27 protein-coding genes and 2 pseudogenes are annotated in these 23,961 nt (G+C 73.8%); 13 read left to right on the top strand and 16 right to left on the bottom strand.

Annotated features, from left to right (window positions below):
* Positions 1-2: 2 nt before the first annotated feature.
* The gene (gene tyrS, locus ACWD3O_RS24255; RefSeq protein WP_451417333.1) at positions 3-1,271 is read left to right on the top strand and encodes a tyrosine--tRNA ligase; all 1,269 of its coding nucleotides are present in this window, start codon (positions 3-5) and stop codon (positions 1,269-1,271) included.
* Positions 1,272-1,361: 90 nt separating this feature from the next.
* On the opposite strand, the gene ACWD3O_RS24260 is transcribed toward tyrS, so the two are convergent.
* On the bottom strand, positions 1,362-1,658 hold the full coding sequence (locus tag ACWD3O_RS24260; protein ID WP_451417334.1) for a GlsB/YeaQ/YmgE family stress response membrane protein: 297 nt from the start codon (positions 1,656-1,658) through the stop codon (positions 1,362-1,364).
* 202 nt (positions 1,659-1,860) lie between these two features.
* On the opposite strand from ACWD3O_RS24260, the gene ACWD3O_RS24265 reads away from it, so the two are divergent.
* Entirely contained in the window at positions 1,861-2,280 is a 420-nt protein-coding gene (locus tag ACWD3O_RS24265) for a DUF3099 domain-containing protein (RefSeq protein WP_451412397.1), read from the top strand.
* A gap of 210 nt (positions 2,281-2,490) precedes the next feature.
* Positions 2,491-2,727: a hypothetical protein gene (locus ACWD3O_RS24270; RefSeq protein ID WP_451412398.1), complete on the top strand. Its 237-nt coding sequence runs from the start codon at positions 2,491-2,493 to the stop codon at positions 2,725-2,727.
* A gap of 23 nt (positions 2,728-2,750) precedes the next feature.
* On the opposite strand, the gene moaA is transcribed toward ACWD3O_RS24270, so the two are convergent.
* The 3 genes from moaA to ACWD3O_RS24285 all read right to left on the bottom strand — a co-directional run bounded on the left by moaA (position 2,751) and on the right by ACWD3O_RS24285 (position 5,863).
* Positions 2,751-3,743 carry a GTP 3',8-cyclase MoaA gene (gene moaA / locus ACWD3O_RS24275; RefSeq protein ID WP_451417335.1) on the bottom strand — a complete coding sequence of 331 codons (993 nt, stop codon included), beginning with the start codon at positions 3,741-3,743 and terminating at the stop codon, positions 2,751-2,753.
* 117 nt (positions 3,744-3,860) lie between these two features.
* A complete protein-coding gene (locus tag ACWD3O_RS24280; RefSeq protein WP_451412400.1) occupies positions 3,861-5,483 on the bottom strand; it encodes a solute symporter family protein in 1,623 nt (540 codons plus the stop codon).
* On the bottom strand, positions 5,480-5,863 hold the full coding sequence (locus ACWD3O_RS24285; RefSeq protein WP_451412401.1) for a DUF485 domain-containing protein: 384 nt from the start codon (positions 5,861-5,863) through the stop codon (positions 5,480-5,482). Before ACWD3O_RS24285 ends, ACWD3O_RS24280 begins: the two co-directional genes overlap by 4 nt.
* Before the next feature lie 286 nt (positions 5,864-6,149).
* Between ACWD3O_RS24285 and ACWD3O_RS24290 the strand changes: the two genes are divergently transcribed.
* The gene (locus ACWD3O_RS24290; RefSeq protein ID WP_451412402.1) at positions 6,150-7,688 is read left to right on the top strand and encodes a S8 family serine peptidase; all 1,539 of its coding nucleotides are present in this window, start codon (positions 6,150-6,152) and stop codon (positions 7,686-7,688) included.
* Positions 7,689-7,910: 222 nt separating this feature from the next.
* Positions 7,911-8,933 carry a CopD family protein gene (locus ACWD3O_RS24295; RefSeq protein WP_451417336.1) on the top strand — a complete coding sequence of 341 codons (1,023 nt, stop codon included), beginning with the start codon at positions 7,911-7,913 and terminating at the stop codon, positions 8,931-8,933.
* Here ACWD3O_RS24295 and ACWD3O_RS24300 read toward each other — a convergent pair.
* The 3 genes and pseudogenes from ACWD3O_RS24300 to ACWD3O_RS24310 form a co-directional block, all read right to left on the bottom strand.
* A pseudogene (locus ACWD3O_RS24300) lies at positions 8,899-9,611 on the bottom strand (lysoplasmalogenase). The gene ACWD3O_RS24295 and the pseudogene ACWD3O_RS24300 sit on opposite strands and share 35 nt — an antisense overlap.
* Positions 9,608-10,525 (bottom strand): sterol desaturase family protein, encoded by a 918-nt coding sequence (locus ACWD3O_RS24305; RefSeq protein WP_451417337.1) that lies wholly within the window; start codon positions 10,523-10,525, stop codon positions 9,608-9,610. Before ACWD3O_RS24305 ends, ACWD3O_RS24300 begins: the two are co-directional and overlap by 4 nt.
* 129 nt (positions 10,526-10,654) lie before the next feature.
* Entirely contained in the window at positions 10,655-11,347 is a 693-nt protein-coding gene (locus ACWD3O_RS24310; RefSeq protein WP_451412406.1) for a VIT1/CCC1 transporter family protein, read from the bottom strand.
* 164 nt (positions 11,348-11,511) lie between these two features.
* Here ACWD3O_RS24310 and ACWD3O_RS24315 point away from each other — a divergent pair, with 164 nt between their 5' ends.
* Complete coding sequence (locus ACWD3O_RS24315; RefSeq protein ID WP_451417338.1) at positions 11,512-12,531, top strand: DEDDh family exonuclease; 1,020 nt, start codon at positions 11,512-11,514, stop codon at positions 12,529-12,531.
* 36 nt (positions 12,532-12,567) lie between these two features.
* Here ACWD3O_RS24315 and ACWD3O_RS24320 read toward each other — a convergent pair whose 3' ends face one another.
* Positions 12,568-12,816, bottom strand: a complete 249-nt coding sequence (locus tag ACWD3O_RS24320) for a hypothetical protein (protein ID WP_451412408.1) — start codon at positions 12,814-12,816, stop codon at positions 12,568-12,570.
* A gap of 177 nt (positions 12,817-12,993) precedes the next feature.
* Here ACWD3O_RS24320 and ACWD3O_RS24325 point away from each other — a divergent pair.
* The 3 genes and pseudogenes from ACWD3O_RS24325 to ACWD3O_RS24335 form a co-directional block, all read left to right on the top strand.
* Positions 12,994-13,128 (top strand): annotated as a pseudogene (locus ACWD3O_RS24325) (ribose-phosphate diphosphokinase); the annotation flags it as partial.
* A 126-nt stretch (positions 13,129-13,254) separates the two neighbouring features.
* Positions 13,255-14,064, top strand: coding sequence for an SURF1 family cytochrome oxidase biogenesis protein (locus ACWD3O_RS24330; protein ID WP_451417339.1), 810 nt, complete (start codon positions 13,255-13,257; stop codon positions 14,062-14,064).
* A gap of 28 nt (positions 14,065-14,092) precedes the next feature.
* Positions 14,093-14,848: an SDR family oxidoreductase gene (locus tag ACWD3O_RS24335; RefSeq protein ID WP_451412410.1), complete on the top strand. Its 756-nt coding sequence runs from the start codon at positions 14,093-14,095 to the stop codon at positions 14,846-14,848.
* 99 nt (positions 14,849-14,947) lie between these two features.
* Here ACWD3O_RS24335 and amaP read toward each other — a convergent pair whose 3' ends face one another.
* The 5 genes from amaP to ACWD3O_RS24360 form a co-directional block, all read right to left on the bottom strand.
* The gene (gene amaP / locus ACWD3O_RS24340; protein WP_451412411.1) at positions 14,948-15,535 is read right to left on the bottom strand and encodes an alkaline shock response membrane anchor protein AmaP; all 588 of its coding nucleotides are present in this window, start codon (positions 15,533-15,535) and stop codon (positions 14,948-14,950) included.
* On the bottom strand, positions 15,532-16,188 hold the full coding sequence (locus tag ACWD3O_RS24345) for a DUF6286 domain-containing protein (protein ID WP_451417340.1): 657 nt from the start codon (positions 16,186-16,188) through the stop codon (positions 15,532-15,534). The genes amaP and ACWD3O_RS24345 overlap by 4 nt, the downstream gene beginning before the upstream one ends.
* Positions 16,185-16,568, bottom strand: coding sequence for a hypothetical protein (locus ACWD3O_RS24350; protein ID WP_451417341.1), 384 nt, complete (start codon positions 16,566-16,568; stop codon positions 16,185-16,187). Before ACWD3O_RS24350 ends, ACWD3O_RS24345 begins: the two co-directional genes overlap by 4 nt.
* Before the next feature lie 2 nt (positions 16,569-16,570).
* Positions 16,571-16,753, bottom strand: a complete 183-nt coding sequence (locus ACWD3O_RS24355; protein ID WP_356138306.1) for a hypothetical protein — start codon at positions 16,751-16,753, stop codon at positions 16,571-16,573.
* Positions 16,754-16,838: 85 nt separating this feature from the next.
* The gene (locus ACWD3O_RS24360) at positions 16,839-17,264 is read right to left on the bottom strand and encodes an Asp23/Gls24 family envelope stress response protein (RefSeq protein WP_451412414.1); all 426 of its coding nucleotides are present in this window, start codon (positions 17,262-17,264) and stop codon (positions 16,839-16,841) included.
* Between the two features lie 86 nt (positions 17,265-17,350).
* On the opposite strand from ACWD3O_RS24360, the gene ACWD3O_RS24365 reads away from it, so the two are divergent.
* Positions 17,351-18,124, top strand: coding sequence for a nucleopolyhedrovirus P10 family protein (locus ACWD3O_RS24365; protein ID WP_451417342.1), 774 nt, complete (start codon positions 17,351-17,353; stop codon positions 18,122-18,124).
* An 82-nt stretch (positions 18,125-18,206) separates the two neighbouring features.
* Here ACWD3O_RS24365 and ACWD3O_RS24370 read toward each other — a convergent pair whose 3' ends face one another.
* Positions 18,207-18,428 carry a hypothetical protein gene (locus ACWD3O_RS24370; protein ID WP_451412416.1) on the bottom strand — a complete coding sequence of 74 codons (222 nt, stop codon included), beginning with the start codon at positions 18,426-18,428 and terminating at the stop codon, positions 18,207-18,209.
* Between the two features lie 37 nt (positions 18,429-18,465).
* Entirely contained in the window at positions 18,466-19,719 is a 1,254-nt protein-coding gene (locus ACWD3O_RS24375) for an anion permease (RefSeq protein ID WP_451417343.1), read from the bottom strand.
* Between the two features lie 303 nt (positions 19,720-20,022).
* On the opposite strand from ACWD3O_RS24375, the gene ACWD3O_RS24380 reads away from it, so the two are divergent.
* From ACWD3O_RS24380 to ACWD3O_RS24390, 3 genes are all read left to right on the top strand, one after another.
* The gene (locus ACWD3O_RS24380) at positions 20,023-20,661 is read left to right on the top strand and encodes a class II aldolase/adducin family protein (RefSeq protein ID WP_451417344.1); all 639 of its coding nucleotides are present in this window, start codon (positions 20,023-20,025) and stop codon (positions 20,659-20,661) included.
* 85 nt (positions 20,662-20,746) lie between these two features.
* Positions 20,747-21,880: an alpha/beta hydrolase gene (locus ACWD3O_RS24385; RefSeq protein WP_451417345.1), complete on the top strand. Its 1,134-nt coding sequence runs from the start codon at positions 20,747-20,749 to the stop codon at positions 21,878-21,880.
* Between the two features lie 239 nt (positions 21,881-22,119).
* The gene (locus tag ACWD3O_RS24390; protein ID WP_451417346.1) at positions 22,120-23,433 is read left to right on the top strand and encodes a hypothetical protein; all 1,314 of its coding nucleotides are present in this window, start codon (positions 22,120-22,122) and stop codon (positions 23,431-23,433) included.
* 33 nt (positions 23,434-23,466) lie between these two features.
* Here ACWD3O_RS24390 and ACWD3O_RS24395 read toward each other — a convergent pair whose 3' ends face one another.
* The gene (locus ACWD3O_RS24395) at positions 23,467-23,883 is read right to left on the bottom strand and encodes a VOC family protein (RefSeq protein ID WP_451417347.1); all 417 of its coding nucleotides are present in this window, start codon (positions 23,881-23,883) and stop codon (positions 23,467-23,469) included.
* Between the last annotated feature and the right edge of the window lie 78 nt (positions 23,884-23,961).

The raw sequence follows: 23,961 nt of genomic DNA on the forward strand, positions 1-23,961 counted from the left end.
CCGTGACGGACATCGTCGACGACCTGAAGTGGCGCGGGCTGTTCGCCCAGTCCACCGACGAAGACGCCCTGCGCAAGGCGCTGGCGAACGGTCCCGTCACCTTCTATTGCGGCTTCGACCCGACCGCCCCGTCGCTGCACGTCGGCCACCTGGTGCAGGTGCTCACCATGCGCCGGCTCCAGCAGGCGGGTCACCGCCCGCTGGCCCTGGTGGGCGGGGCGACGGGCCAGATCGGCGACCCCCGGCCGACCGCCGAGCGCACGCTGAACGCGCCGGAGACGGTCGCCGCCTGGGTGGACCGGCTGCGGGCGCAGATCGAGCCGTTCCTGTCCTTCGAGGGCGAGAACGCGGCGGCCATGGTCAACAACCTGGACTGGACCGCCGGCCTGTCGGCGATCGAGTTCCTGCGGGACGTCGGCAAGCACTTCCGCGTCAATAAGATGCTGACCAAGGACTCCGTGGCCCGCCGCCTGGAGTCGCAGGAGGGCATCAGCTACACCGAGTTCAGCTACCAGCTCCTGCAGGGCATGGACTTCCTGGAGCTGTACCGCCGCCACGGCTGCACGCTGCAGCAGGGCGGCAGCGACCAGTGGGGCAACCTCACGGCCGGCATGGACCTGATCCACCGCCTGGAGCCGGAGGCGCACGTCCACTGCCTGGCGACGCCGCTGATGGTGAAGGCGGACGGCACCAAGTTCGGCAAGAGCGAGGGCGGCGCCGTCTGGCTGGACCCGGAGATGACCACGCCGTACGCGTTCTACCAGTTCTGGCTGAACACGGACGACCGTGACATCAGCCGGTACCTGCGCATCCTCTCCTTCCGCTCCCGCGAGGAGCTGGAGGAGCTGGAGCGGCAGACCGAGGAGCGTCCGCAGGCGCGGGCCGCCCAGCGCGCGCTGGCCGAGGAGCTGACGACGCTGGTGCACGGCGCCGACCAGACCGCCGCCGTGATCAACGCCTCACGGGCGCTGTTCGGCCAGGGCGAGCTGGCGGAGCTGGACGAGCGGACGCTGGCCGCGGCGCTCTCCGAGGTCCCGCACGTGCGGGTCGCCGAGCTGGAAGCGGTGGTGGACCTCTTCGCCGAGGTCGGCCTGGTGGCCAGCAAGTCGGCCGCCCGGCGCACGGTCAAGGAGGGCGGCGCCTACGTGAACAACGTCAAGGTCGCCGCCGAGGACGCCGTGCCGGCCCGCGAGGACCTGCTGCACGGCCGGTGGCTGGTGCTGCGCCGCGGCAAGAAGAACCTGGCGGCCGTCGAGGTCACCGGGGCGTGACGCGCGGCGGGACGTGAGGATCGCGGCCGGCGGGCCGGGAAGGGCACTCGCCCCCTCCCGGCCCGCCGTGTCTCGTCGGTCGGTTCGCATCTAGGCGACGGTGCCGCGGGTGGAGGTGGTCCGCCTCTTGGACATGATGGCGTTCCACGCGGCGGCTCCGACGGCCACCAGGACGATCGCCGCGACCAGCTGCAGCGCGTGCCGGCCCCAGTCGATGCCTGGCGTCGCGTCGATGCCGATGCCGCGGGCGATCGCGTTGCCCGCGATCGCGCCGCCGATGCCGAGCAGCGTCGTCAGCCACAACGGAATGTTCTGCTTGCCCGGCAGGATCGCCTTGGCCAGCAGGCCGAGCACGAAACCGATGATGATCGCCCACAACCAGCCCATGGCTGCCTCCTCGTACGGATCGACGTGAGCATTACGCCCAGTCTCCGCCCGCCCTCCGTACGGCGCATGTCGGACAAGTCCGTACGCGGGACGGACCGGCCCCTCCGGTCCTGGGAGCCGCCCCGCCGCCCGCGCCCGGCGGGCCGGGGCGTACCGTGGGGGGTGCCGGTTTTGGACCGATGCTGGTGGATGGTGGAATGTGATGCGGAAGCGGCGGCAGAGCGGCTCGACGGGTCAGGTCTTCCGGATCACCGGCGCCCGCCAGAGCCTCGCGGACGACGTCCGCGGGCGGCAGCGGCGGTACGTGATCTCCATGCTGGTCCGGACCGTCTCGGTGATCCTGGCGGCCACGCTGTGGAACGTGCAGCGTCCGGTCGCCGTGGTGGCGCTGGTGCTGGGCGTCCTGCTCCCCTATGTGGCCGTGGTGATCGCCAACGCGGGCCGGGAGAACACGCCCTCGTTGCCGTCGACCTTCGTGGCCCCGCCGGTGCGGCCGATGATCGCGCCGCCCCCGGCGGACGCGGTTGCGGAGCCCGGCGGGGAGCGGTACCGGGAGCCGTACGGGGAACCCGGCCGGGAGCGGGCGGCCCGGGCCGGACAGGCGTCCGGCGAGGGCGACTGACCGCCGGTCGCGGCGGGTTCACCACCTGCCGGAACCGCCGAACGGGTCCCGCCGGACAGGGCTCGCGTGACATACTTCCCAAGCGCTCCGCATCCCCCGTCGGAGTGATGGACCGACGCCGGGCAGCTCCCCCCGTGGCTGCCCGGCGTCACCTTTTCCGGCTGTTTTCCCCCGCCTGTTTTCCGCTTCTTTCCTTCCTGTGAGACGACCGTGAGTGACGAGACCGCCGTCTGTTCCGCCAAGGGGTGCCGCGAGGCCGCCGTGTGGGTGCTGGCCTGGAACAACCCCAAGGTGCACACCCCCGAGCGCCGCAAGACCTGGGTGGCCTGCGGGGAGCACCGGGAGCACCTCTCGCAGTTCCTGGGCGTGCGCGGGTTCCTGAAGGACGTCGTGCCGCTCGCCGAGTGGCACGACGCCGAGCCGCCGCGGCGGACCCCGGCGGAGTAGGCGGCGGAGCAGGCGGCGGGCCGTCAGCCGCCGATCGCCGACATCGGCCGGTCGGGCTGGAGGAAGGCCGGGTCGTCGAGGCCGGAGCCGGCCTTCTTGCCCCACATGGCGGCGCGCCACACGCGGGCGATCTCCTCGTCGCTCGCGCCGGAGCGCAGCGCGCCGCGCAGGTCGGTCTCCTCGGTGGCGAAGAGGCAGGTGCGGACCTGTCCGTCGGCGGTGAGCCGGGTGCGGTCGCAGGCGCGGCAGAACGGCCGGGTGACCGAGGCGATGACGCCGACCCGGTGCGGGCCGCCGTCGACCAGCCAGCGTTCGGCGGGGGCGGAGCCGCGGGCGGTGTCGCCCTCGGGGGTGAGCGCGAAGCGGGTGCGCAGGGAGGTCAGGATGTCACCGGCAGTGACCATGCCCTCGCGCTTCCAGCCGTGCTGGGCGTCGAGCGGCATCTGCTCGATGAACCTCAGCTCGTAGTCGTTCTCCACGGCCCAGGCGAGCAGGTCGGGGGCCTCGTCCTGGTTGAGTTCGGGCATCAGGACGGCGTTGACCTTGACGGGCGTGAGGCCCGCCTCGCGGGCGGCGGCGAGTCCGGCGAGGACGTCGTGGTGCCGGTCGCGGCGGGTGAGGGCCTTGAAGACGTCGGGGCGCAGCGTGTCCAGGGAGACGTTGACCCGGTCGAGTCCGGCCTCCTTGAGCGCCGGCGCGATCCGTCCGAGGCCGATGCCGTTGGTGGTCAGCGACATCTCGGGGCGCGGGTCCAGCTCGGCGACGCGTTGCACGATGCCGGTCAGGCCGGGGCGCAGCAGCGGTTCGCCGCCGGTGAAGCGGACCTCGTCGACGCCGAGCAGGGTGACGGCGACGCGGATGAGCCGGACGATCTCGTCGTCGGTGAGCAGGTCCGGTTTGGCCAGCCACTGCAGGCCCTCCTCGGGCATGCAGTAGGTACAGCGCAGGTTGCACCGGTCGGTCAGCGAGACCCGCAGATCGGTGGCCACCCGGCCGAAGGTGTCGACGAGCGTCACCTGGACCCCTCCCTCGCAGTCGAGTTCCCGAGCCTCGAGCCTACGTGACGGCGGCGGCCGCGCCGCCCCGAGTCTCCCCGGGGGCGGCGCGGCCGCGCGTGCCGTGCGACGGCGGGGTCAGTGCGCTCCGGTGCCGGTGAGCGAACGGACCTCCAGCTCGGCGTACTTGCCCTTGTCGGGCTGCTCCTTGGAGAGGATGGTGCCCAGCCAGCCGAGAAGGAAGCCGACCGGTATCGAGATGATGCCGGGGTTGGACAGCGGGAACCAGTGGAAGTCGACGTCCGGGAACATGGCCGTCGGGGCGCCGGAGACGACCGGCGAGAACAGCACCAGGCCGACGGCGGTGATCAGGCCGCCGTAGATGGACCACAGCGCGCCCTGGGTGGTGAAGCGCTTCCAGAACAGGCTGTAGAGGATCGTCGGCAGGTTGGCGGAGGCGGCGACCGCGAAGGCCAGGGCGACGAGGCCGGCGACGTTGAGGTCGCGGGCGAGGGCGCCGAGGGCGATGGAGACGATGCCGATGAAGACGGTGGACCAGCGGGCCGCCTTCATCTCCTGCTTGTCGGTGGCCTGGCCCTTCTTGATCACGTTCGCGTAGATGTCGTGGGCGAACGAGGAGGAGGAGGCCAGGGTGAGGCCGGCGACCACGGCGAGGATGGTGGCGAAGGCGACGGCGGAGATCGAGGCCAGCAGGATCGCGCCCCAGGTGGAGTCGACGCCGCCGAGGTGCAGGGCGAGCAGGGGCGCTGCCGTGTTGCCCGCCGCGTTGGACTCGGTGATGTACTCGGGCTTCATCAGCGCGGCGGCGCCGAAGCCGAGGGCCAGGGTCATCAGGTAGAAGGCGCCGATGAGGCCGATGGCCCAGAGCACGGACTTGCGGGCGGCCTTGGCGGTGGGGACCGTGTAGAAGCGGATCAGGATGTGCGGCAGGCCGGCGGTGCCGAGGACCAGCGCGATGCCGAGAGAGAGGAAGTCGATCTTCGACATCTCGCTGACGCCGTACTTGAGGCCGGGCTCCAGGAAGGCGCTGCCCTTGCCGCTGTTGGAGGCGGCGGTGCCGAGCAGGTCGGAGATGTTGAAGTTGAACTTCAGCAGGACCAGGAAGGTCAGCAGCAGCGCGCCGAACATGAGCAGCACGGCCTTGACCATCTGCACCCAGGTGGTGCCCTTCATGCCGCCGATGGAGACGTACATGATCATCAGGACGCCGACCAGGGCGACGATGCCGATCTTGCCGAACTCGCTGGTGATGCCGAGGAGCAGGGCGACCAGGACGCCGGCGCCCGCCATCTGCGCGAGCAGGTAGAAGATCGACACCACGATGGTGGAGATGCCGGCCGCGGTGCGGACCGGGCGCTGGCGCATCCGGTAGGCGAGCACATCGCCCATGGTGTAGCGGCCGGAGTTGCGCAGTGGTTCGGCGACCAGGAGCAGGGCGATGAGCCAGGCGACCAGGAAGCCGATGGAGTAGAGGAAGCCGTCGTAACCGGAGAGGGCGATGGCGCCGGCGATGCCGAGGAAGGACGCGGCAGACATGTAGTCGCCGGAGATGGCGAGGCCGTTCTGGAATCCGGAGAACTGGCGGCCGCCGGCGTAGAAGTCGGCGGCGTCCTTGGTCTGGCGGCCGGCCCAGATGGTGATGGCCAGGGTGGCCACGACGAACGCGCTGAACAGGCTGATGATCAGTGTGCGGTGTTCGCTGGCCTCGTTGGCCGCGAGGAACACGAAGTCGGTGCTCACGCGCCGCCCTCCATCCGGGACTTGATGGCGTCGGCCTTCGGGTCGAGCTTGGCGGCGGCGGTGCGCGCGTACCACCAGGCGATCAGGAAGGTGCTGACGAACTGGAGAACGCCCAGGACCAGGGCGACGTTGATGTTGCCGACGACCTTGGTGCCCATGAAGCCGCCCGCGTAGTTGGACAGCAGGACGTAGAGCAGGTACCAGAGGACGAACGCGATGGTCAGCGGGAACGCGAACGAGCGGTAGGAGCGGCGTAGTTCGGCGAACTCCGCGCCTTCCTGGACCTCGACGTACTCCTCGGTGGACGGCTGCCGTGGTTGCGGCGATTCGAGCGGCGGTGCGTCTGCCACGGAGTCTCCTCGTGTGATGGATGGGGTCATAGGAAAATCAGCCTGCTTGTGACGTGGATCACTGAACAAAGTCGAGATGCTAGGGCCCCGGAACGTGATCCGACAGGGGGTCGCGGCTCTTCACCCCTTGTCCGCCTTCACGGAGCGGAGCGGCGACCGGTTCACCGTCGTCGCCATGTTCGGGAATCGTCGCGGCGGAGCGTTGCTGGCCAGCGACTTCGAGGGATAGCTTCTCTTCCTGAACCATCCGTCATGTACCTGCCCGCGACCCACCTCCGCCCGGGCGGGCTTCGATTCAGGATGATGTGGAGACCCCATGGCTCATCTGGGCTCACGACGCCGCCTGGCCCTCGCGCTGCCGGTCGCGCTGTCGCTGACCGCGTCGCTCGGCTTCCTTCCGGCCACCGCCGCGGCGGCGCCCGCCGTCGAGGTCGCCCCGGCCGCCGCCGCGGCCGAGAAGACGATGTCCTACGTCGTCAACACCAGGACGGACCGCCGCACCCTCGCCTCGGTGAAGAAGGCGATAGCCAGGGCCGGTGGTTCGATCCTCACGTCGTACGACAAGATCGGCGTGATCGTCGCCCACTCGGCCGACCCGTCCTTCGGCGCCACGATGCGCGCCGTCCGCGGTGTGGAGAGCGCGGGCGCGACCCGCACCGTGCCGTTCACGCCGGTCGCCTCCACCCAGGTCGACGCCATGGACCGCCTCGACGCCAAGGAGATCGCGAGGATCACCGAGGCCTCCGCCGACGCCGGCCTGGGCGAGCCGCTCGAGGCCGACCAGTGGGACCTGCGGGCCATCGGCGCCGACAGGGCCGCCGAGGTGAACCCGGGCAGCCCGGACGTCACCGTCGCCGTGATCGACACCGGCGTCGACGACCTGCACCCGGACCTGGCTCCCAGCTTCTCCCCCTCCCAGTCCGCCGACTGCTCCAGCGGCGTGGCCGACGCCTCCGAGGGTGCCTGGCGCCCGGTCGACCTCGACCACGACCACGGCACCCACGTCGCCGGTGAGATAGCCGCCGCCCGCAACGGCATCGGCGTGGCCGGCGTCGCGCCCGGCGTGAAGGTCGCGGGCATCACCGTGGCCCAGCCGGACGAGACCCAGCTGTTCTTCACCGAGGCGATCGTCTGCGCCTTCGTGTTCGCCGCCGACAAGGGCGTCGAGATCACGAACAACAGCTATTACACCGACCCGTGGGAGTTCAACTGCCCCGACGACGACGACCAGAGGGCTCTCCTGGACGCCGTCACCCGGGCCAAGAGGTACGCCGAGTCCAAGGGCACCCTGCACGTCGCCTCGGCCGGCAACTCGTACCTCGACCTCGACTCGGACGCCATCGTCGACGACGGCAGCCCGAACGACGGCACCCCGGTCACGCGGACCATCGACCCGCACGTCTGCCTCGACATGCCGGCCCAGCTCGACGGCGTGGTCACCGTCTCCTCGACGGGCTACTTCGACAAGAAGTCGTACTTCTCGAACTACGGCAAGGGCGTCATCGACGTCGCCGCGCCGGGGGGCGACGCGCGCCAGCTCCCGCCGGACACCCCGTCGAAGAACGGCCGCATCCTGTCCACCCTCCCGGGCGGCGGTTACGGCTGGTCCCAGGGCACCTCGATGGCCGCCCCGCACGCGGCCGCCGTCGCCGCCCTCATCAAGTCCACGCACCCGAAGGCGACTCCCGGTGCGCTGGCGGCCATGCTGAAGGCGCAGTCGACCAAGTTCCCCTGCCCCGACACGTACGACTACAACAACGACGGCGTCCAGGACGCGGTCTGCGTCGGCGGCCCGCGCGGGAACGGCTTCTACGGCGCCGGCATCGTCGACGCCCTCAAGGCCGTCACCAAGTAGCTCCGGCGGCTCCGGCCCGCCAGGCCCGCCGACGGCACCACGACCCCACCATCAAGGCACCACGGCACGACGACGTCCGCCCGGCCCCTCGGCCCGGCGGACGTCGTCGTGTCCCCGCCGGGCACGCGCGGCGGGGACCGTCGCGGTCGCGGAACGGAGCCGCGTCCGCCACTTGCCGTGGCCTGCTTGCCCGGATTCATCCCCTCCGGTGAAGATCGTCCCGTGACCTTGACGACGCCAACCCCCGGACCCGCCACGGCGCCTGACGGACCGGCGCCCCGCAGAGCTCCCGCCGGGCGGGCCGTCGCCCTGCTCGCCCTGGTGACGGCCGGTGCGCTGGTCCCGCTGCTGGGCCCGTCCGCGGCGCTGCACGGCAGCGGGGAGGCCGCGGCCCCGGGCACGCCCGGCATCGGCCTGCTGCGGGCCGTGCTGTTCGCGGCCCTCTGCGTGCCGCTGGGCGAGCTGTTCGTGGGCCGGGCGGCACGGCGGCTGCGGCCGGGGGGCGTGCTGCCGCCCGGCCGGTCCGCGTGGGCCGCCGGGGCCGGGTTCCTCGCCGCCCTGGGGCTGGCGCTGGTCGTCGCCGCCGGGAACCGGGTGCCCGGCGGCTGGGGCGACCTGGACCTGGGCGGCCTGCAGTCGCACCGGGAGGGGCTGCTGGCGCTGGTGGAGGTGAACGGCTTCCTGGTGGCGGGGCTGCTCGCCCTCTCCCGCCGCCCGGCCGCCCAGCTGTGGCCGCTGGGCGCGGTGGTCGCGGCGGAGGCGCTGCGCGCCCATCCCGCCTGGGACTACCACGACCCCCTGACCGGCGCCGCGCTCACCGCCGTCCACCTGACCTGCGGCGCGCTGTGGGCCGGCGGCCTGCTGCACGCCCTGCGCGTCCTGCGGCTCTGGCGGGCCGAGGCGCCCGCCGAGGCCGCGGCGCTGCTCGGCCGGTACGCCCGCGCGGCCGCCCTGCTGCTCGCGGCGGTCACCGCCACCGGGGTGTGCAGCGCGCTGCGCCGCATGCCGCCGGGGACGGTGCTGGAGCAGCTGGTGACCACCGCCTACGGGCGCACGCTGCTGGCCAAGGTGCTGCTGGTGGCCGCGGTGGCCGCGCTCGCCCTGTGGGCCCGGCTGCGGCTGCGCGGGGCCGCCGATCCGCTGACGGCGTGGGTCCCGGCCCGCGCGGAGGTGGCCCTGCTCGCCCTGGTGGTGGCCGCCTCCGGCCTGCTCACGGCACTGCCGGTGCCGATCCGGTGGCAGTGAGCGCCGCGGTCCGCGGCTCCCGCGGCCGCGTCCGTCCGCACACGCCCGCGACGAGCAGCGCCTGGGCCGCGATGTAGGTCGCCATCACCCACAGTCCGTGGACCGGCAGCGGGCCCCAGCCCGCCAGTTCCGCCGCGATCAGCGTGTCCGAGAGCAGGAACAGGGCCCCGCCCGCGGCGGCGAGGCGGCCCGTCCGCCCCGCGGCCCAGGCCATCGCGGTGAGCAGGCAGCTGTAGCCGGCCACCGGGACCCGCAGGTCGGCCGGCAGGTCCGGGAGCAGCAGCACCATCAGCGCCGCCAGTCCGGCCGCGTACACGACGGCCGAGCCGAGGCCCGCCGCCCTGCTCCGGTCGGTGCCGTGGCGGCGGAAGAGGACCAGGTAGGCGATATGACCCAGGGCGAAGGAGCCCATGCCGACCAGGAACGCTCCCCGCCCCAGGAGAGCATCACGTCGCCGCCCCAGCCGAAGGCCAGCGCCACCAGCAGCACGCGGGGCGCTCCGACGAGCGCGGCGGTGGCCGCCAGCAGGGGCATCAGCAGCGCCTTGGAGACCGTCTCCACCGTGCCGTGGCCGGTGGAGACCGTGACCAGGTTGACGGCGGAGGCCAGGACGAAGGCGGCGGGCAGGGCCTTGCCCAGCCACGGCGCCCGGGGTGCCGTCGTCGTCCTGATGCTCACGCGGACTCCTTCAGGGCGGCCGCGGTCGCGGCGGGGGCGGCGGGGGCGGGCGCGGTCCCGGCGGCGGGCGTGGCGGAGACGCCGGTGGCCGGCTGCCAGCCCGGCCCGCGGAACAGCCGGCCCGCGCGTTCACTCCAACTCCGCGCCGCCCGCAGGTCCTTGGCGATGGCGGCGTACTCGTGGGTGGCCACCCGGAGCGGGTTGTACGTCTCGATGTTCTTGGTCAGCCCGTACACCGGACGTTCGGTCTCCTCGGCGAAGCTGCCGAACATCCGGTCCCAGACGATCAGGATGCCGCCGAAGTTGCGGTCCAGGTAGCCGCCCTGCGAGGCGTGGTGGACCCGGTGGTGGGAGGGCGTGTTGAAGACGAACTCGACCGGCCGGGGCAGCTTGCCGATCCGCTCGGTGTGGATGCCGAACTGGTAGACCAGGTTGACCGACTGGAGGAAGGCCAGCGCCGCCGGGTGCACGCCGAGGGCGATCAGCGGCAGGTAGAACGGCCAGCCGGTGAGCGAGGTCCACGGCTGCCGCAGCGCCGTGGAGAGGTTGAACTTCCGGCTGGAGTGGTGCACGACGTGGCAGGCCCACAGGATCCGGATCACGTGGTGGCCGCGGTGCTGCCAGTAGTAGAAGAAGTCCTGGGCGAGCAGCATCAGCAGGACGGTCCACCACAGCACGGGTATCCGCAGCGGGGTGAGTTCGTGGACGACCGTGTAGATCGCCACGACGGGGATCTTCCAGAGGAAGTCCCAGAAGAGACTGCCCAGGCCCATGGTGATGCTGGTGGCGGCGTCCTTGGCCTCGTACCCCGCCGCGTCCTCGTCCGGATGGACGCGGTAGCTCACGATCTCGATCACCGTGAGCACCACGAAGGCAGGGATTGACCAGAGCACGACATCGGGCAGGTTCGGCATACCTGCACGGTAAGGGCGCTTCCCGGACCGCGGCCAGAGGTCGTTACCGACAAGTATTACCGCCGGTAGGCCCCGTTCCTCGTGGAGCCCCGCCAATACCTCCACGGCGGAGCCCCCGCCGACGCCCGGTCAGACCCCCGCCATGCCGAGCAGGTTGCCCGCGGCGTAGGTGACCGCCATCGCGAGCGCCCCGCCGCCGACGTTGCGCACCATGGCCCGGCGCGGATCGGCGGCGCCGAGGCGGGCACTGCTCCAGCCGGTGAACACCAGCGAGAGCAGCACCGAGACCACGGTGACCGGCAGCCGCCAGCCGGCCGGCGGCAGCACGATGGCGAGCAGCGGGAGCAGCGCGCCGACGGTGAAGGCGGCGAAGCTGGCGCCCGCGGCGTGCCAGGGGTTGGTCAGGTCGTCGGGGTCGATGCCGAGTTCGACGGCGGCGTGGGCGCGCACCGGGTCGCGTGCGGTGAGCTGCCGGGCCGCGTCCCCGGCGGTCTCGCGCCGCAGCCCGCGGTCCTCCAGCAGGCCGGTGAGCTTCTCCAGCTTGGCCTGCGGCCGCTCGCGCAGCCTGCGCCGCACCGTGGCGAGGGCGGCCCGCTCGGAGTCGCGCTGGGTGGAGACCGAGACGTACTCCCCCGCGGCCATGGACATCGATCCGGCCAGGAGTCCGGCGAGGCCGGCGGTCAGCAGGGCGGACCGGCTCCCGGTCGCCCCCGCCACGCCGACCACCAGGCCCGCGGTGGAGACGATGCCGTCGTTGGCGCCGAGCACGGCGGCCCGCAGCCAGTTGAGCCGGGCGGCGAGGGGCGTGCTCCCGCGCCCCATTTCATCGCGTTCGAGGGCTTCGCGCCTTTCGCGGTCTTGGCGACTTTCGCCTCGTTGCTGTCGTTCCGTCACATCCGGAGGATCGCACCGGACATGCGTCCGGTGGGGTACCGACGCTCCCCGGGGGACGGAGGTGTCGGCCCGGCCGCATATCCTCGTTGACCATGCTCGAAGACCACACGCCCGAAGCGTCCACCGCTCCCTGGCCGGCCGTGTATCCCCAGGGGTACGCGGTCGTCGACGTGGAGACCACCGGACTGGCCCGGGACGACCGCATCATCTCCGCGGCCGTGTACCGGCTGGACGCCCGCGGCGAGGTGGAGGACCACTGGTACACGCTGGTCAACCCGGAGCGCGACCCCGGGCCGGTGTGGATCCACGGGCTGACCAGCGACGCGCTGGAGGGTGCCCCGCTGTTCACGGAGATCGCCGAGGAGTTCGCGACGCGGCTGGCGGACCGGGTGCTGGTCGCCCACAACGCCGTCTTCGACTGGCAGATGATCGCCCGTGAGTACGCCCGGGCGGGCCGGGAGGCGCCGGTGCGGCAGCGCCTGTGCACCATCGCCCTGGCGAAGGCGCTGGCCCTGCCGCTCGCCAACCACAAGCTGGAGTCGCTCGCCGCGCACTTCGGCGTGGTCCAGCGGCGTGCCCACCACGCCCTGGACGACGCCCGGGTGCTGGCGGAGGCGTTCCGCCCCAGCCTGCGGGCGGCGGCGGCCACCGGGCTGCGCCTGCCGCTGCTGGAGTGCCTGCCGCTCACCGAGTGGTCCGACGGGCCGACGGCGCGGATCGGGCGGCAGCCCGGCGGACCGGGCGGTTACGGGTCCGGCGGCCACGGGTCCGGCGGTGGTTACCGGCCGACGGCGTGGAACCGTTCCCGCAAGCGGCCGCCGTGTCCGTACCCGAATCCCGGCCGCTACGTGCCGGGCGAGCCGCTCCGCCAGGGCATGCGGGTCGCCTTCTCGGGCGACACGTCGGTGGAGCGCGAGCTCCTGGAGGACCGGGCCACCGAGGCCGGGCTCCACGTGGCGGGCAGCATCTCGCGGCTGACCAGTCTGCTGGTGACCAACGACCCCGACTCGGGCACGTCCAAGACCGTCAAGGCGCGCCAGTTCGGCACGCCCGTGGTGGACGAGGCGGCCTTCGGCCAGCTGCTGGGGGACGTCGCACCGGCGGACGGCTGACCGCCCGGCGGACGGCCGGCGGGCTCCCCCGGCCGTCTAGGTGGCCGAGCCGACCTTGTCGACGATGCCCTGCTTGCCCTCCGCCCGCGCGCAGTGGGCCCCGCAGTACCAGTGGCCCTCCACCTCGACGCCCTGCCCGATGATCTGCACCCGGCAGTGCTCGCAGATGGGCGCCATCCGGTGGATCGCGCAGGCGAACGAGTCGAAGACGTGCCGCGCTCCGTCCCGGGTCTCGACCGTGAACGCCAGCTCGTAGTCATTCCCACACACTTCGCACCGTGCCATGCACCGCACTGTGCGCGGCGGGACGGGCCCGCGCAAGGCGACAGCGCCCGGCCGGGAACCGGTCCACCCGTTCACCGCACCCCGGCCGTCAGCGGACGTCGCCGAGGGAGGCCAGCAGCGTGCGCATGATCCGGTTGAGGGCCTCGACGTCCTCCGCCGCGAGGGGCGCGAGGATCCACCGACACCCTGCCGACGGCCGCGGACACCGGCCTGGACAAGGTCGAGGTGCTGTCGGTGGCCCCGCTCGTGGCCCACGCGATGCGGGAGATCTTCGAGAACGGGTCGGTGACCAGCCTGCTGCAGGACCTGTGAGCCGTGGCGCGGGCGGGCCCGGACGGTGACGTCGCACGACGGACACCGGCCGGGCCCGCCGGCCGTTCCCCGCGGGCGACCGGGGGTGACGGACGAACGGGACGCGGCGGTTGTTACCGTCGTCGTGTGTACCGCTTCCTGTTGACCCGGCAGTGGGTGATCGTCACCCTGGTCGCCCTGGCGCTCGTCCCCACCATGATCGAGCTGGGCTTCTGGCAGTGGCACCGTCATATCGACCGGGTGGCCTCCAACCAGCGCATCGAAAAGGCGCTGGAGGCCGAGCCGGTGCCGGTCGAGTCGCTGACCCGGCCGGGGGCGCGCATCGACCGCGACCTGTACTACCGGCACGTGACGGCGCGCGGCGTCTTCGAGACCGACCGCGAGGTGGTGGTGCGCCGCCGCACCAACGCCGACGACCGGGTGGGCTACCACGTGCTGACCCCGCTGCGACTGGAGGACGGCCGGTACCTGCTGGTCAACCGCGGCTGGGTGCCGGCCGACGGCAGGCAGAGCGAGTTCCCCGAGATCCCCGCCCCGCCGGGCGGCGAGGTGACGGTGACCGGCCGGCTGATGGCCGACCAGACCACCGCGGAGAGCGGCATCAAGGACCTCGACGACCTCCCCGACCGGCAGGTCATGCTGATCAGCAGCGGGTCGGAGTCCGAGCGGCTGGGCGCCGAGGTGCTCGGCGGGTACGTCGAGCTGGTCTCCCCCGCGCCCGCGGACGGCAGCCCCGAGCTGATCCCGGGCCCGGACCACGACAGCATCGGCAACCACATGGCGTACGCGATCCAGTGGTGGCTGTTCACGGGAGGCGTGCCGATCGGCTGGGTGGTGCTGGTCCGCCGCGAGGTGCGGGAACGCCGCGAACTCGCCGACGGGCCCGACGCCGGAGAAGGCGCGGCGGAGGAGAAGGCGACCCCGGCGACCGCCTGACGGCCGTACCGGGTGCAGGATGGTGGGCATGGATCTTGGACTGAAGGACCGTGTCTACGTCGTCACCGGCGGCTCCCGCGGACTGGGCAACGCCACCGCGCGCGAACTGGTCGCCGACGGGGCGAAGGTGGTCGTCTCCGGCCGTGACGAGGCCTCGGTGGCCGCGGCCGCCGCGGAGCTCGGGCCGAACGCGGTGGGCGTCGCCGCCGACAACGGCGATCCCGGGACGCCCGAACGGCTGATCGCCGCGGCCCGTGAGCACTTCGGGCGCTTCGACGGCGTGCTGATCAGCGTGGGCGGGCCGCCGGCCGGGCTGGCCGCCGACAACACCGACGAGCAGTGGCTCGGCGCGTTCGAGACGGTGTTCCTCGGCGCGGTGCGGATGGCCCGGACGGCCGCCGCGGAGCTGGGCCGGGGCGGTGTCGTCGGCTTCGTGCTCTCCAGCTCGGTGCACGAGCCGGTCTCCGGGCTGACCATCTCCAACGGGCTGCGGCCCGGCCTGGCGGGCTTCGCCAAGTCGCTCGCCGACGAGCTGGGGTCGCGGGGCGTGCGGGTGGTGGGCGTGCTGCCGTCGAGGATCGACACCGACCGGGTGCGGGAGCTGGACGCGCTCTCCGCCGATCCGGCGGCGACGCGGGCGGCCAACGAGGCGCGCATCCCGCTGGGCCGGTACGGCAGGCCGGAGGAGTTCGGACGGGTGGCGGCGTTCCTGCTGTCGCCGGCCGCCTCCTACGTGACGGGCGTGATGATCCCGGTCGACGGCGGCACCCGCCGCGGGTTCTGACGGACGGCGGTGGGCGGTGGGGGCCGCGCCTGCGCCCCCACCCCCCACCGCCGTGGCGGTGGGGGCGCAGGCGGGCTTCCCGCGCCGCGTCGGCGGGGGTCAGGACACGCGTTCGGGGCGGCGTTTGACGGCGCGCATGCGGATCTCCGAGGGTAGGGAGGTCAGTCCCACCGAGGCCCGGGCGTGGGCCAGCGTCTCGGAGGTGAGGCGGTCCAGGGTGCGCCCCGGGTCCGCGTCCGGGTCCAGCCGGACGCCCATCCGCATCCTCGGCGTCCGGCGCCGCCCGGTGAGCCGTACCCGCGCCCGGTCGACGCCGTCGAGGCCGGCGGCCTCGGCGGCGACCGAGTTCTCCAGCGCCCGCGCGCGCAGCGCGGCGCCCTCGTCGTCACCGGTGTCGACGGTGACCACCGCCAGCCGGTGCCGCTGCACCGAGCGCGTCAGCCACCACAGGGCCAGCACCAGCAGCACGGCGAGCACGGCGAACACCACGGGCCACCACCAGCCCTGGTCGCGCCACCGGGTGCGCTCCGCCGCGGTCAGCAGCACGTCGTCCCGCCCCTGGTGGATCCACCAGCCGGGGGACGGCGCGCCCAGGCCGACCGCCAGGACCGAGCCGCCCACCACCAGCAGCACCAGGCCGATCAGTCCCAGCAGCACCCGGTTGACGATCCTCAGCACCTCGTTCACCCCTTCTTCCGCTCGGGACGCCGCACCTTCACCGCGAGCGACGGCGGCCGGGACAGGCCCAGACCGCCCACCGCCTCCTCCAGCCGGCTCCGGACGTCGCCCCCGACCTCGTCGAGCTCCCTGAAGTGCGCCACGACGCGCACGTCGGCCTTCCGCCGGCGCATCCTCACCCGCGCCGCGCGCACCCCGGGCACCTCCAGCGCCCGGTCCCGGAGCACCATGGCGGCGGCCGTGCGGTCGAGCCCCGCGCGGATGTCGGGGTTGGTGCGCCGCATCGGGAGGATGCCCCGCACCCCGGGGGTGAGGGCGAGCACCAGCAGCCACAGTCCGAGCGCGGCGGCGACGCCCGCCCCGACGAGCACCCACACGTCGTCGAGCGGGCGCTGGGACAGTTCCCGGGCCAGGCGGCGGCGCACGCCGCCCAGCGCGGGGCGCCCGGCGCGGACGGCGGCCAGGTCGGCCAGGAGCAGCACGGCGGCGGCCAGCAGCAGCAGCGCGGCCACGGCCGAGGGCCGCCGCCGGGTGGACCAGAACCGCCCGGTGGCGCCCGGCTCGACCATGGTGGCCCCGGTGTCCGGCGCCTGCGGCTCCTCGGCGGTGCCTTCGGGGCGTCCGGGGCCGTCGGGGCGTTCTTCGGTGGTCGTGTCGCTCATCGCAGTTCTCCCCGGCCGGAGTGCAGCCGCTCCACGTGCAGCACGACCTCCAGCACCTTCAGTCCGGCCAGTTCCGCCACCCGTTCGGTGACCCGGCGGCGCACGGCACGGCACTGGGCGCCGAGGTCGGAGGGGTAGGCCAGTTCGCAGTTGACGGTGACCCGGGCGGTGCCGGCGTCCTGGTGGACGACGACGTTCGCGTAGGGCGGGACGGCGTCGGCCGGCAGGACGTCCAGCGCCTCACGGGCGCCCTGCGCGGCGATGCGTGCCACCACGCGGTCGGCGAGCCGGGTCTCGCCGCGTTCGGCGGCGGGTACGGAGGCCGGGCCGCCGCCCGGACCGGTGTCCGGGCGGCGGAGGGCCGTGGTCGTGTCGGGCACCGTCACCCCCGCCCGCCGCGGGGACGGAACAGGTCGCCGGCGTCCAGGTCTCCCTCCAGGAACCTGCCGACCAGGAAGCCGACGGCGCCCAGCGCCGCCACCAGCAGGAAGGCGCCGAAGCCGCCGAAGTATCCGGCGAAGCCCAGGGCCATTCCCGCGATCATGCCGATCACGGCCATGCTCATCGTGCGCTCCTCGTCGTGCGCCGCGCGGTCCGTCCGGTCCCGGACCCGCCCGTTTCGGGCCGGCGCCTCTGTTCGGTGGACCGGGTCACTGGATCCGGGGCTCCGGGGCCGACTCGTCCTCCTCGTCGGGGAGCTTGACGTCGCTCACCGCGATGTTGACCTCGACCACCTGGAGGCCGGTCATCCGCTCGACGGCGGCGACGACGTTCTCCCGGACGTCCCGGGCGACGTCGGAGATGGAGACGCCGTAGTCCACGACGATTTCCAGGTCGAGCGCCGTCTGCACCTCGCCGACCTCGGCCTTGACCCCGCGGGAGACGGCCTTGGGGCCGCCTCCGCCGGGGACGCGGTCACGCATGGCGCCGAAGGCCCGGGAGCTGCCGCTGCCCATGGCGTGCACGCCGACCACGTCGCGGGCCGCCAGACCGGCGATCTTCTCGACCACGCCGTCGGCGATCGTGGTGCGGCCCCGGGTTCCCGCGGCGCCGGTGGCGCCAGTCGTCTCACTCATAGCCGTACGTCCTTTCGGTCGTCCTCCTGCGACCACGCTAAGTGGCGTTTCCGTGACTCGCCGTTCGGATACGGCAAGGTGGAGGAATGACCTCTCATGCGCGACGGACTTCTCAGGAGTGGGCCGGGGCGGTCCGGCGGAGGACCGGGCTCGGCAGGCCGTTGCCGCTGGGCGCCCCCGGGGACGGCCTGTGGATCGCGGCGCGGCCCGCCGAGGCCGCGCTGCGCACGGCCGCGCGACAGGTGGACGGAACGCGGCTGCGGGGCCTGCGGCTGGGGCCCGCCGACCCGTCGGGCCCACGCCCGGCGCCGCCCGCGCCCGAGGCCGCGGTGGCGCCGGGCCCGCTGCGGGTGGAGGCGGCCTTCGACTCGGTGGGCGGCGGGCCGGTGACCGAGGCAGCGCGCCGGCTGCGCGAGCAGGTGGCCGCGGCGGCCGCGGAGCTCGGTCTGGCCGTCGCTGAGGTCGACCTGACGGTGGCGGACCTTCTCCTCGAGGAGTACGCCCGTCCGGGTGACGACGCCGACGAGGACGAGGCGGAGCCCTCCTCCCCGCCCGGTCCGGCGCGTCCGGCCGGCGGCCACGGGGCGCCGGCGGGGGCCGACGAGGCGCTGGTCGAGGCGGCGGTGCGGGCGGTCCCGGGTGTGCTGGAGCCGCGTGGGATGCCGGTGATGCCCGGCGGCCCGGCCCGGCGGGGCCTGCACCTGTCGCGGGAGGAGGCGACCGGACGGCGCCTGGTGCGGGTGGACGTGGCCGTGAGCCGGGCGAGGCCGCCGCTGGAGGTGGCGACCGGGGTGCGGGAGGCGGTCACGGCGGTGCTGCCGGAGGCCGCCGTGGCGGTGCTGGTCACCGCCGTGGAGTGAGCCGGGGAACGCCGAAGGGCCCGGCGGAGAGCGACTCTCCGCCGGGCCCTTCGGCGATTGCCGTGGGCCGGAGCCCGTCGGGTCAGGCCACGATCAGGTAGATCCCGAACGCCACCGCCGCCGCGCAGGCGGCGAAGCAGGTGTAGGCGCCGGCGACCGCGAGCGGGGCCGTGCCGCCGGTGCGGGCCGCCTTCTCCCGCTGGGAGAGGCCGGCGATGCCGAGGGTGAACAGGCCCACCAGGAGAACGGTGGCCACGAGGCTGACTCCGAAGACGGAGCCGAGAGCCGCCCAGTCGATGTTCATGCTGCTTCTCTTTCTGGTTCGCCGGTGTGCGGGGGCGTCAGACCTTGGCGGGCGACGTCGCGGACTCCTGGTCCGCGCCGACGGCCGGGCCGGAGGCCTGGGAGGGCATCACGCGCTCCAGCTCCTCCGCGACCGCTTGGGTCGGGGGGACGGCGACGGCGGCGACCGCGTCGGCGACGACCCCGTCCTCCTCGACGTCGTTCACGTTGGTGTGGTCCACGACCTCACGACGGGAGATCAGCCAGATGGCGAGGCTGGAGCCGACCAGGAAGACGGCCACGACCACGGTGCCCCAGGCGCCCTGCTGCGTCACGAACTCGGCGCCGGCGGCGACCAGCGCGGCGGCCGGCAGGGTCAGCACCCAGGCGACCAGCATCCGGCCGGCGGTGGACCAGCGGACCACGCCGCCCTTGCGGCCGAGGCCGGCGCCCATCACGGCACCCGAGACGGAGTGCGTGGTGGAGAGCGAGAAGCCCAGGTGGGAGGAGGCCAGGATCACGGTGGCCGCGGAGGTCTGGGCCGCGAAGCCCTGCTGCGGCTGGAGGTCGGTCAGGCCCTTGCCCATGGTGCGGATGATGCGCCAGCCGCCCAGGTAGGTGCCGAGCGCGATGGCGAGACCCGCCGAGGCGATGACCCACATCGGCGGGTCGGAGTCCGGGACGAGGACGCCGCCGGTGACCAGGGCGAGGGTGATGACACCCATCGTCTTCTGGGCGTCGTTGGTGCCGTGGGCGAGGGAGACCAGCGCCGCGGAGGCGATCTGGCCGGCGCGGTAGCCCTTCTTGGCCGTCTGCTCCTCGGTCTTCGTCCCCAGCTTGTAGGTGATCCGCGCGCCCACCGTGGCGGCGATGCCGGCCACCAGCGGGGCCGCGAGCGCCGGGATGAGCACGTTGGTGACCAGCGTGCCGCCGTGCACCGCGCCGAAACCGGCGGAGGCGACGGTGGCGCCCAGCAGACCGCCCATGAGGGCGTGCGAGGAGCTGGAGGGGAGGCCGACCAGCCAGGTCAGCAGGTTCCAGAGGATGGCGCCCACCAAGGCCGCGAAGATCACCTCGGGCTGGATCCCCGACTCGTCCACGAGTCCCTTGGAGATCGTGTTGGCGACCTCCACGGAGAGGAAAGCACCCACAAGGTTCAGCACGGCGGACATGGCCACTGCGGTCTTCGGCTTCATCGCGCCGGTGGAGATCGTGGTGGCCATGGCGTTGGCGGTGTCGTGGAAACCGTTCGTGAAATCGAACGCGAGAGCGGTGATCACCACAATCGCGAGGATCAGCGAGAAGCTTTCCATTTACCCAGGCAATCGTTCGACGTCATTGGCGATTTGAACGTAAGTAACCAGGGTGAACGGAAGGTGAACTGACGCCCTACTGACGGTTTACGGTCACCCATGCGGTCCCCACGGGAGGGGCGGAGGCCGGTCGCGGCCGCTCGGCCCAACGTGTCGACTTGTCGATACAGCCTGGTCAGAGGTGGTGCCGGGCGCCGAGAGCCGGGAGCGGTCCGCAGGAGACGGCGGCCGTCATGGAGATCCTTGTCACGCCCGGGGCCGAAGGCCGGTGGAGGCACCGGCGCGGCGGGCAGGATCCCGGACATGCGGGACACCGAACTGACGAGCGTACCGGACGAGACGGCGCGGGCCTGGCGGTGGCTGGTGGCCACCGCCCGGCGCACCGCCGAGGACGGTCTGGTGGTCGGCACCTCCGGAAACGTCTCGGTGCGGGTGGGCGAGGACCTGGTGCTGGTGACGCCGTCGGGCGTCCCCTACGACCGGCTCGGGCCCGGGCACCTGGTGGGGGTGGGGCTGGACGGGCGGCGGAGGCTGGGGACGGCGGAGCCGACCAGCGAGCTGCCGCTGCACCTGGCCGTCCACCGGGGCACCGGCGCCCGGGCCGTGGTGCACACCCACGCCGTGCACGCCACCGCCGTCTCCACGCTGGTCGACGAGCTCCCGCCGGTCCACTACATGACGGCAGCGCTCGGCGGCCCGGTGCGGGTCGCGCCGTACGCGACCTACGGGACCCCGGAGCTGGCCGAGGCCACGCTCGCCGCCCTGGAGGACCGCACCGCCTGCCTGCTGCGCAACCACGGCACGGCGCCTGCGGCACTACGGCCGGCCCGCGGAGGCCGGCACCGGCACGGACCCGGCGGGCGAGGGCTGACACCGCCGCGGACGCCCGAGGGCCGGCACGACGGACGGGCGAGGGCCGACAGGACGACGGGCGAGGGCTGACACCGCCGTGACGGGGCACACGAAGCCCTGGGAGCCGGTGGCGGCTCCGGTGGCGAGGCAAGGAGAGCTCCTTGAAACTGGACGGGTGCGCACAGTGAACCTCAAGGCCGCGACGGTCACCGCGGTCGCCGGCGCCGCGGCAGCGGTGGCCGCCGGACGACTGGCGGGCGACACCGCGCTCAGGACTTCTCCGGACCGGCCGCTGCCCACCGAGCCGCACCTCACGGTGCACGACGTCGGCGAGGACTGGATCAGCCTCACCCGCGACCTCGCGGCACTCCGCCCCGGCGTCCACGGGCTGGTCGGCAGGGACACCGGGGACGGCGGCCCGCACGCCGTGGTCGGACCGGTGCGCGACGACCTTCCGCACGCCCCCGACGCCGTGGTCCGGCGGCTCGAGCGCGTCTCCCGGGGCGTGCTGCGCCGCGGCGACCGGGTCTGGTTCTCCCCCGCCGTGCACGTCGGCAACCCGGTGACCGCGCTGGACCTCACCTACGCCGACGTGGAGGTCCCGGGCGAGCTGGGCCTGCTGCCCGGCTGGTTCCTGCCCGGGCAGCGCTCCACCTGGGTGATCGCCGCCCACGGCCTGGGCTCCACCCGCGAGCAGGTCCTCAACCTGCTCCCCTTCTTCCACGACCAGGCCTTCCCGGTGCTCGCCCTGGCCCACCGCGGGGATCCGGGAGCCCCCCGCTCCCCCGACCGCCGCTTCCACTTCGGGGAGACCGAGTGGCGGGACCTGGACGCCGCGATCCGTTACGCCGTCCGCTACGGGGCCCGCCGGGTGGTCCTGCTGGGCTGGTCGGCCGGCGCCACCATGGCCCTGCGCGCCGCCCAGCGCTCCGGGCTGCGCAGCCGGGTCGCGGGCGTGGTGCTGGACTCCCCGGTGCTGGACTGGGAGGCGACGGCCCGCACCCTGGCCACCGCCCGCGGGGTGCCCCGCGCGCTGCTGCCGCTGGCGGTGCGCGCCACCCGCGGCCGGCTCCAGGCCCACGAGGACCCGGCCTGGGACGATCCCGAGCCGCTGCGGACGCCGACCCTGATCCTGCACGGCCCGGACGACCGGGTCGCCGACTGGCAGCTCTCCCGGGCGCTGGCCGACCGCCTTCCGCACCTGGTGACCCTGCAGACCTTCCGCGGCGCCCCGCACGCCGCGATGTGGAACAGCGACCCGGCACGCTACGAGGAAGCCGTACGCCGCTTCCTCACGCCCTTCATGTGAGGCCCGGAACGGCCCTCCGAGACCCCCTTCCGAAGGCCGACCGGACGTTCCGTTTGGGTTTTCGGTCCCCCACCCGAGAGACTGCCCCCGTGACGTCCCGTATTCCGCGCGACTCCAGACTTCGACTCGTCCGCACCCGACCTCTGGCCGCCGCCCCCCGGGTGACGGACCAGCGGCGCGTCCCGAGGCCGGCTCCACGGCCGCCCGAGGGCACACCGCCGCGGTCCGCCCTGGCCGCGATGGCCCGCACCCGGCTGGCCGGCGCCGTGCGCGTCGCCCGCTGGGCCGACACCGCGCTCGGCCCCGGCACCCGGGGCGGCGCCCCCGACGGCAAGGGCACCCTGTCCGACCCGACCGCCGACCGGGCCGCCCGCGAACTGGGCCTGACCGTCGCGCAGGTCCGGTCCGACTGGGACATCGCCCGGCTGGCCGGCCTCGTCGAGGTGCACGGCGCCGACGCCCGCCCCGGCTGGCGGCTGCGCGCCTGGGACCGCGACGACAGCGCCGTGCTCCGCGGCTGGGTCGCCCTGTTCGACGCCTGGTCGCTGACCTGTGCGGAGCCCGACGGCCAGGGCGCCTCCGCGGTCGCCGACACCGTCTCCGCGATGCCCCAGGTCCTCTCCTTCCTGCAGTTGTCGGCCGGGCCCGTCCCGGTGGAGCAGCTCCTGGACCTGCTCGGCCAGCGCGTCACCGAACTGCGCACCGAACGCTGCGAGGTCCCCTACACGGCGGCTCCCGAGGCGGGGCGCGCCCCCACCGAGCCGGCCGCCGCACCACCGCGGCCGGAGGACCGGCAGGCCGCCCCGCCGGTGACCCCGGACGAGCTCGCCCCGCTGCTGGAGTGGGCGCTGGGCGCGCTGGCCGGGGTGGGCGCCCTGGAGCTGGAGGGGGACGGGCCGGCCCGGCAGGCCACCCTCACCCCGCTCGGCAGCTGGGCGGTCTGGGTCAAGCTGGAGCAGATCTGCGTGGCCGCGCAGAGCCCGGCGGGCAACATCGAGCAGGCCGCCGAGGACATGCTCCGCGGCTGTGCCCGGCTGCGTCCCAAGGCGGCGCGCGCCGAGTACCAGGCGTGGCTGGCGGCCCGCCCGGTGGGCCGGGCGGTGACCGAACTGCTGGCCGCCGCCCGCGGCGAGGACGCCCTGCTGCGCGGCCTCGCCTTCGACGCGCTGCGCGTGGTCGGGGCGCCGGCCGAGCCGGTGGTGCGGGGCGCGGCCTCGGAGGCCGCGCTGCGGCCCTATGCGCTGCTCTGGCTCGCCGAGCACGAGGGCGCCGACCCGGAGGACGCGCACCAGGTGCTCACCCGGGACGAGGCGACCTGGCTCTGGGTGGACACCGCGGCGGCCGTCGCCGACCACGGTGAGGGGCCCATGCTGGTGCGCCACCTCGAGTCCGCGCTGCAGCCGACCGTGCCCCAGCTGCTGGAGGAGGTCCGCTCCGTCGGTCACCCGCGCACCGTGCAGGTGCTGGTGGCGCTGGCCGCGGCGCATCCCGACCCGGCGCTGGCCAAGGCCGTGCGCCGGGCCGCCTTCCAGGTGCACACCGGGGGCGGTTGACCCAGCCCGGCCGGGCCGCCGTCCGGCCCCGTGTCAGTCCGGTATCTCGGGGGCGTACGTGCCGAAGCTCCACACGTTGCCCTCGAGATCGCGGGCCATGTAGTCCCGCGAGCCGTAGTCCTGGTCGGTGGGCGGCATCAGGATCTCGACGCCGTGCTCCACCGCCCGGGCGTGGTGCGCGTCGGTGTCCTCGACGACCACGTAGACCCCGGCCGGGCCGGCGTCCCGCATGGCCTCGGCGAAGACTCCGCCGTTGCCCTTCTTCGAGCCGAGCATCACCACGCCGCCGCCCTGGGCCAGCTCGGCGTGCGCCACCGTGCCGCCCTCGCCCTCGTACAGGGCGAGTTCCCGGAAGCCCAGTGCCTCGGTGAGCTGCCGCACCGCTGCCTTGGCGTCGGCGTACAGCAGCGTCGGGCACAGGCCCGGCCGTCCGTTCCGGCTGTCGGTCATCGCTCCCACCTTCCCCTTCTCACATCGGTTCCCGCGTCGGTTCTCGCGACGGTTCTCGCGTCGGCCGTTATGCCTGAT

It is taken from the genome of Streptomyces sp. NPDC002640, from assembly GCF_053592575.1.

Bases quoted from the DNA above. Each gene is read 5' to 3' on its own strand.
- ACWD3O_RS24260 (WP_451417334.1), bottom strand. From the start codon at position 1,658: ATGGGCTGGTTGTGGGCGATCATCATCGGTTTCGTGCTCGGCCTGCTG.
- ACWD3O_RS24265 (WP_451412397.1), top strand. From the start codon at position 1,861: ATGCGGAAGCGGCGGCAGAGCGGCTCGACGGGTCAGGTCTTCCGGATC.
- ACWD3O_RS24285 (WP_451412401.1), bottom strand. From the start codon at position 5,863: ATGACCCCATCCATCACACGAGGAGACTCCGTGGCAGACGCACCGCCG.
- ACWD3O_RS24290 (WP_451412402.1), top strand. From the start codon at position 6,150: ATGGCTCATCTGGGCTCACGACGCCGCCTGGCCCTCGCGCTGCCGGTC.
- ACWD3O_RS24305 (WP_451417337.1), bottom strand. From the start codon at position 10,525: ATGCCGAACCTGCCCGATGTCGTGCTCTGGTCAATCCCTGCCTTCGTG.
- ACWD3O_RS24310 (WP_451412406.1), bottom strand. From the start codon at position 11,347: ATGGGGCGCGGGAGCACGCCCCTCGCCGCCCGGCTCAACTGGCTGCGG.
- ACWD3O_RS24315 (WP_451417338.1), top strand. From the start codon at position 11,512: ATGCTCGAAGACCACACGCCCGAAGCGTCCACCGCTCCCTGGCCGGCC.
- ACWD3O_RS24320 (WP_451412408.1), bottom strand. From the start codon at position 12,816: ATGGCACGGTGCGAAGTGTGTGGGAATGACTACGAGCTGGCGTTCACG.
- ACWD3O_RS24335 (WP_451412410.1), top strand. From the start codon at position 14,093: ATGGATCTTGGACTGAAGGACCGTGTCTACGTCGTCACCGGCGGCTCC.
- ACWD3O_RS24345 (WP_451417340.1), bottom strand. From the start codon at position 16,188: ATGAGCGACACGACCACCGAAGAACGCCCCGACGGCCCCGGACGCCCC.
- ACWD3O_RS24355 (WP_356138306.1), bottom strand. From the start codon at position 16,753: ATGAGCATGGCCGTGATCGGCATGATCGCGGGAATGGCCCTGGGCTTC.
- ACWD3O_RS24360 (WP_451412414.1), bottom strand. From the start codon at position 17,264: ATGAGTGAGACGACTGGCGCCACCGGCGCCGCGGGAACCCGGGGCCGC.
- ACWD3O_RS24365 (WP_451417342.1), top strand. From the start codon at position 17,351: ATGACCTCTCATGCGCGACGGACTTCTCAGGAGTGGGCCGGGGCGGTC.
- ACWD3O_RS24370 (WP_451412416.1), bottom strand. From the start codon at position 18,428: ATGAACATCGACTGGGCGGCTCTCGGCTCCGTCTTCGGAGTCAGCCTC.
- ACWD3O_RS24375 (WP_451417343.1), bottom strand. From the start codon at position 19,719: ATGGAAAGCTTCTCGCTGATCCTCGCGATTGTGGTGATCACCGCTCTC.
- ACWD3O_RS24380 (WP_451417344.1), top strand. From the start codon at position 20,023: ATGCGGGACACCGAACTGACGAGCGTACCGGACGAGACGGCGCGGGCC.
- ACWD3O_RS24390 (WP_451417346.1), top strand. From the start codon at position 22,120: ATGGCCCGCACCCGGCTGGCCGGCGCCGTGCGCGTCGCCCGCTGGGCC.
- ACWD3O_RS24395 (WP_451417347.1), bottom strand. From the start codon at position 23,883: ATGACCGACAGCCGGAACGGACGGCCGGGCCTGTGCCCGACGCTGCTG.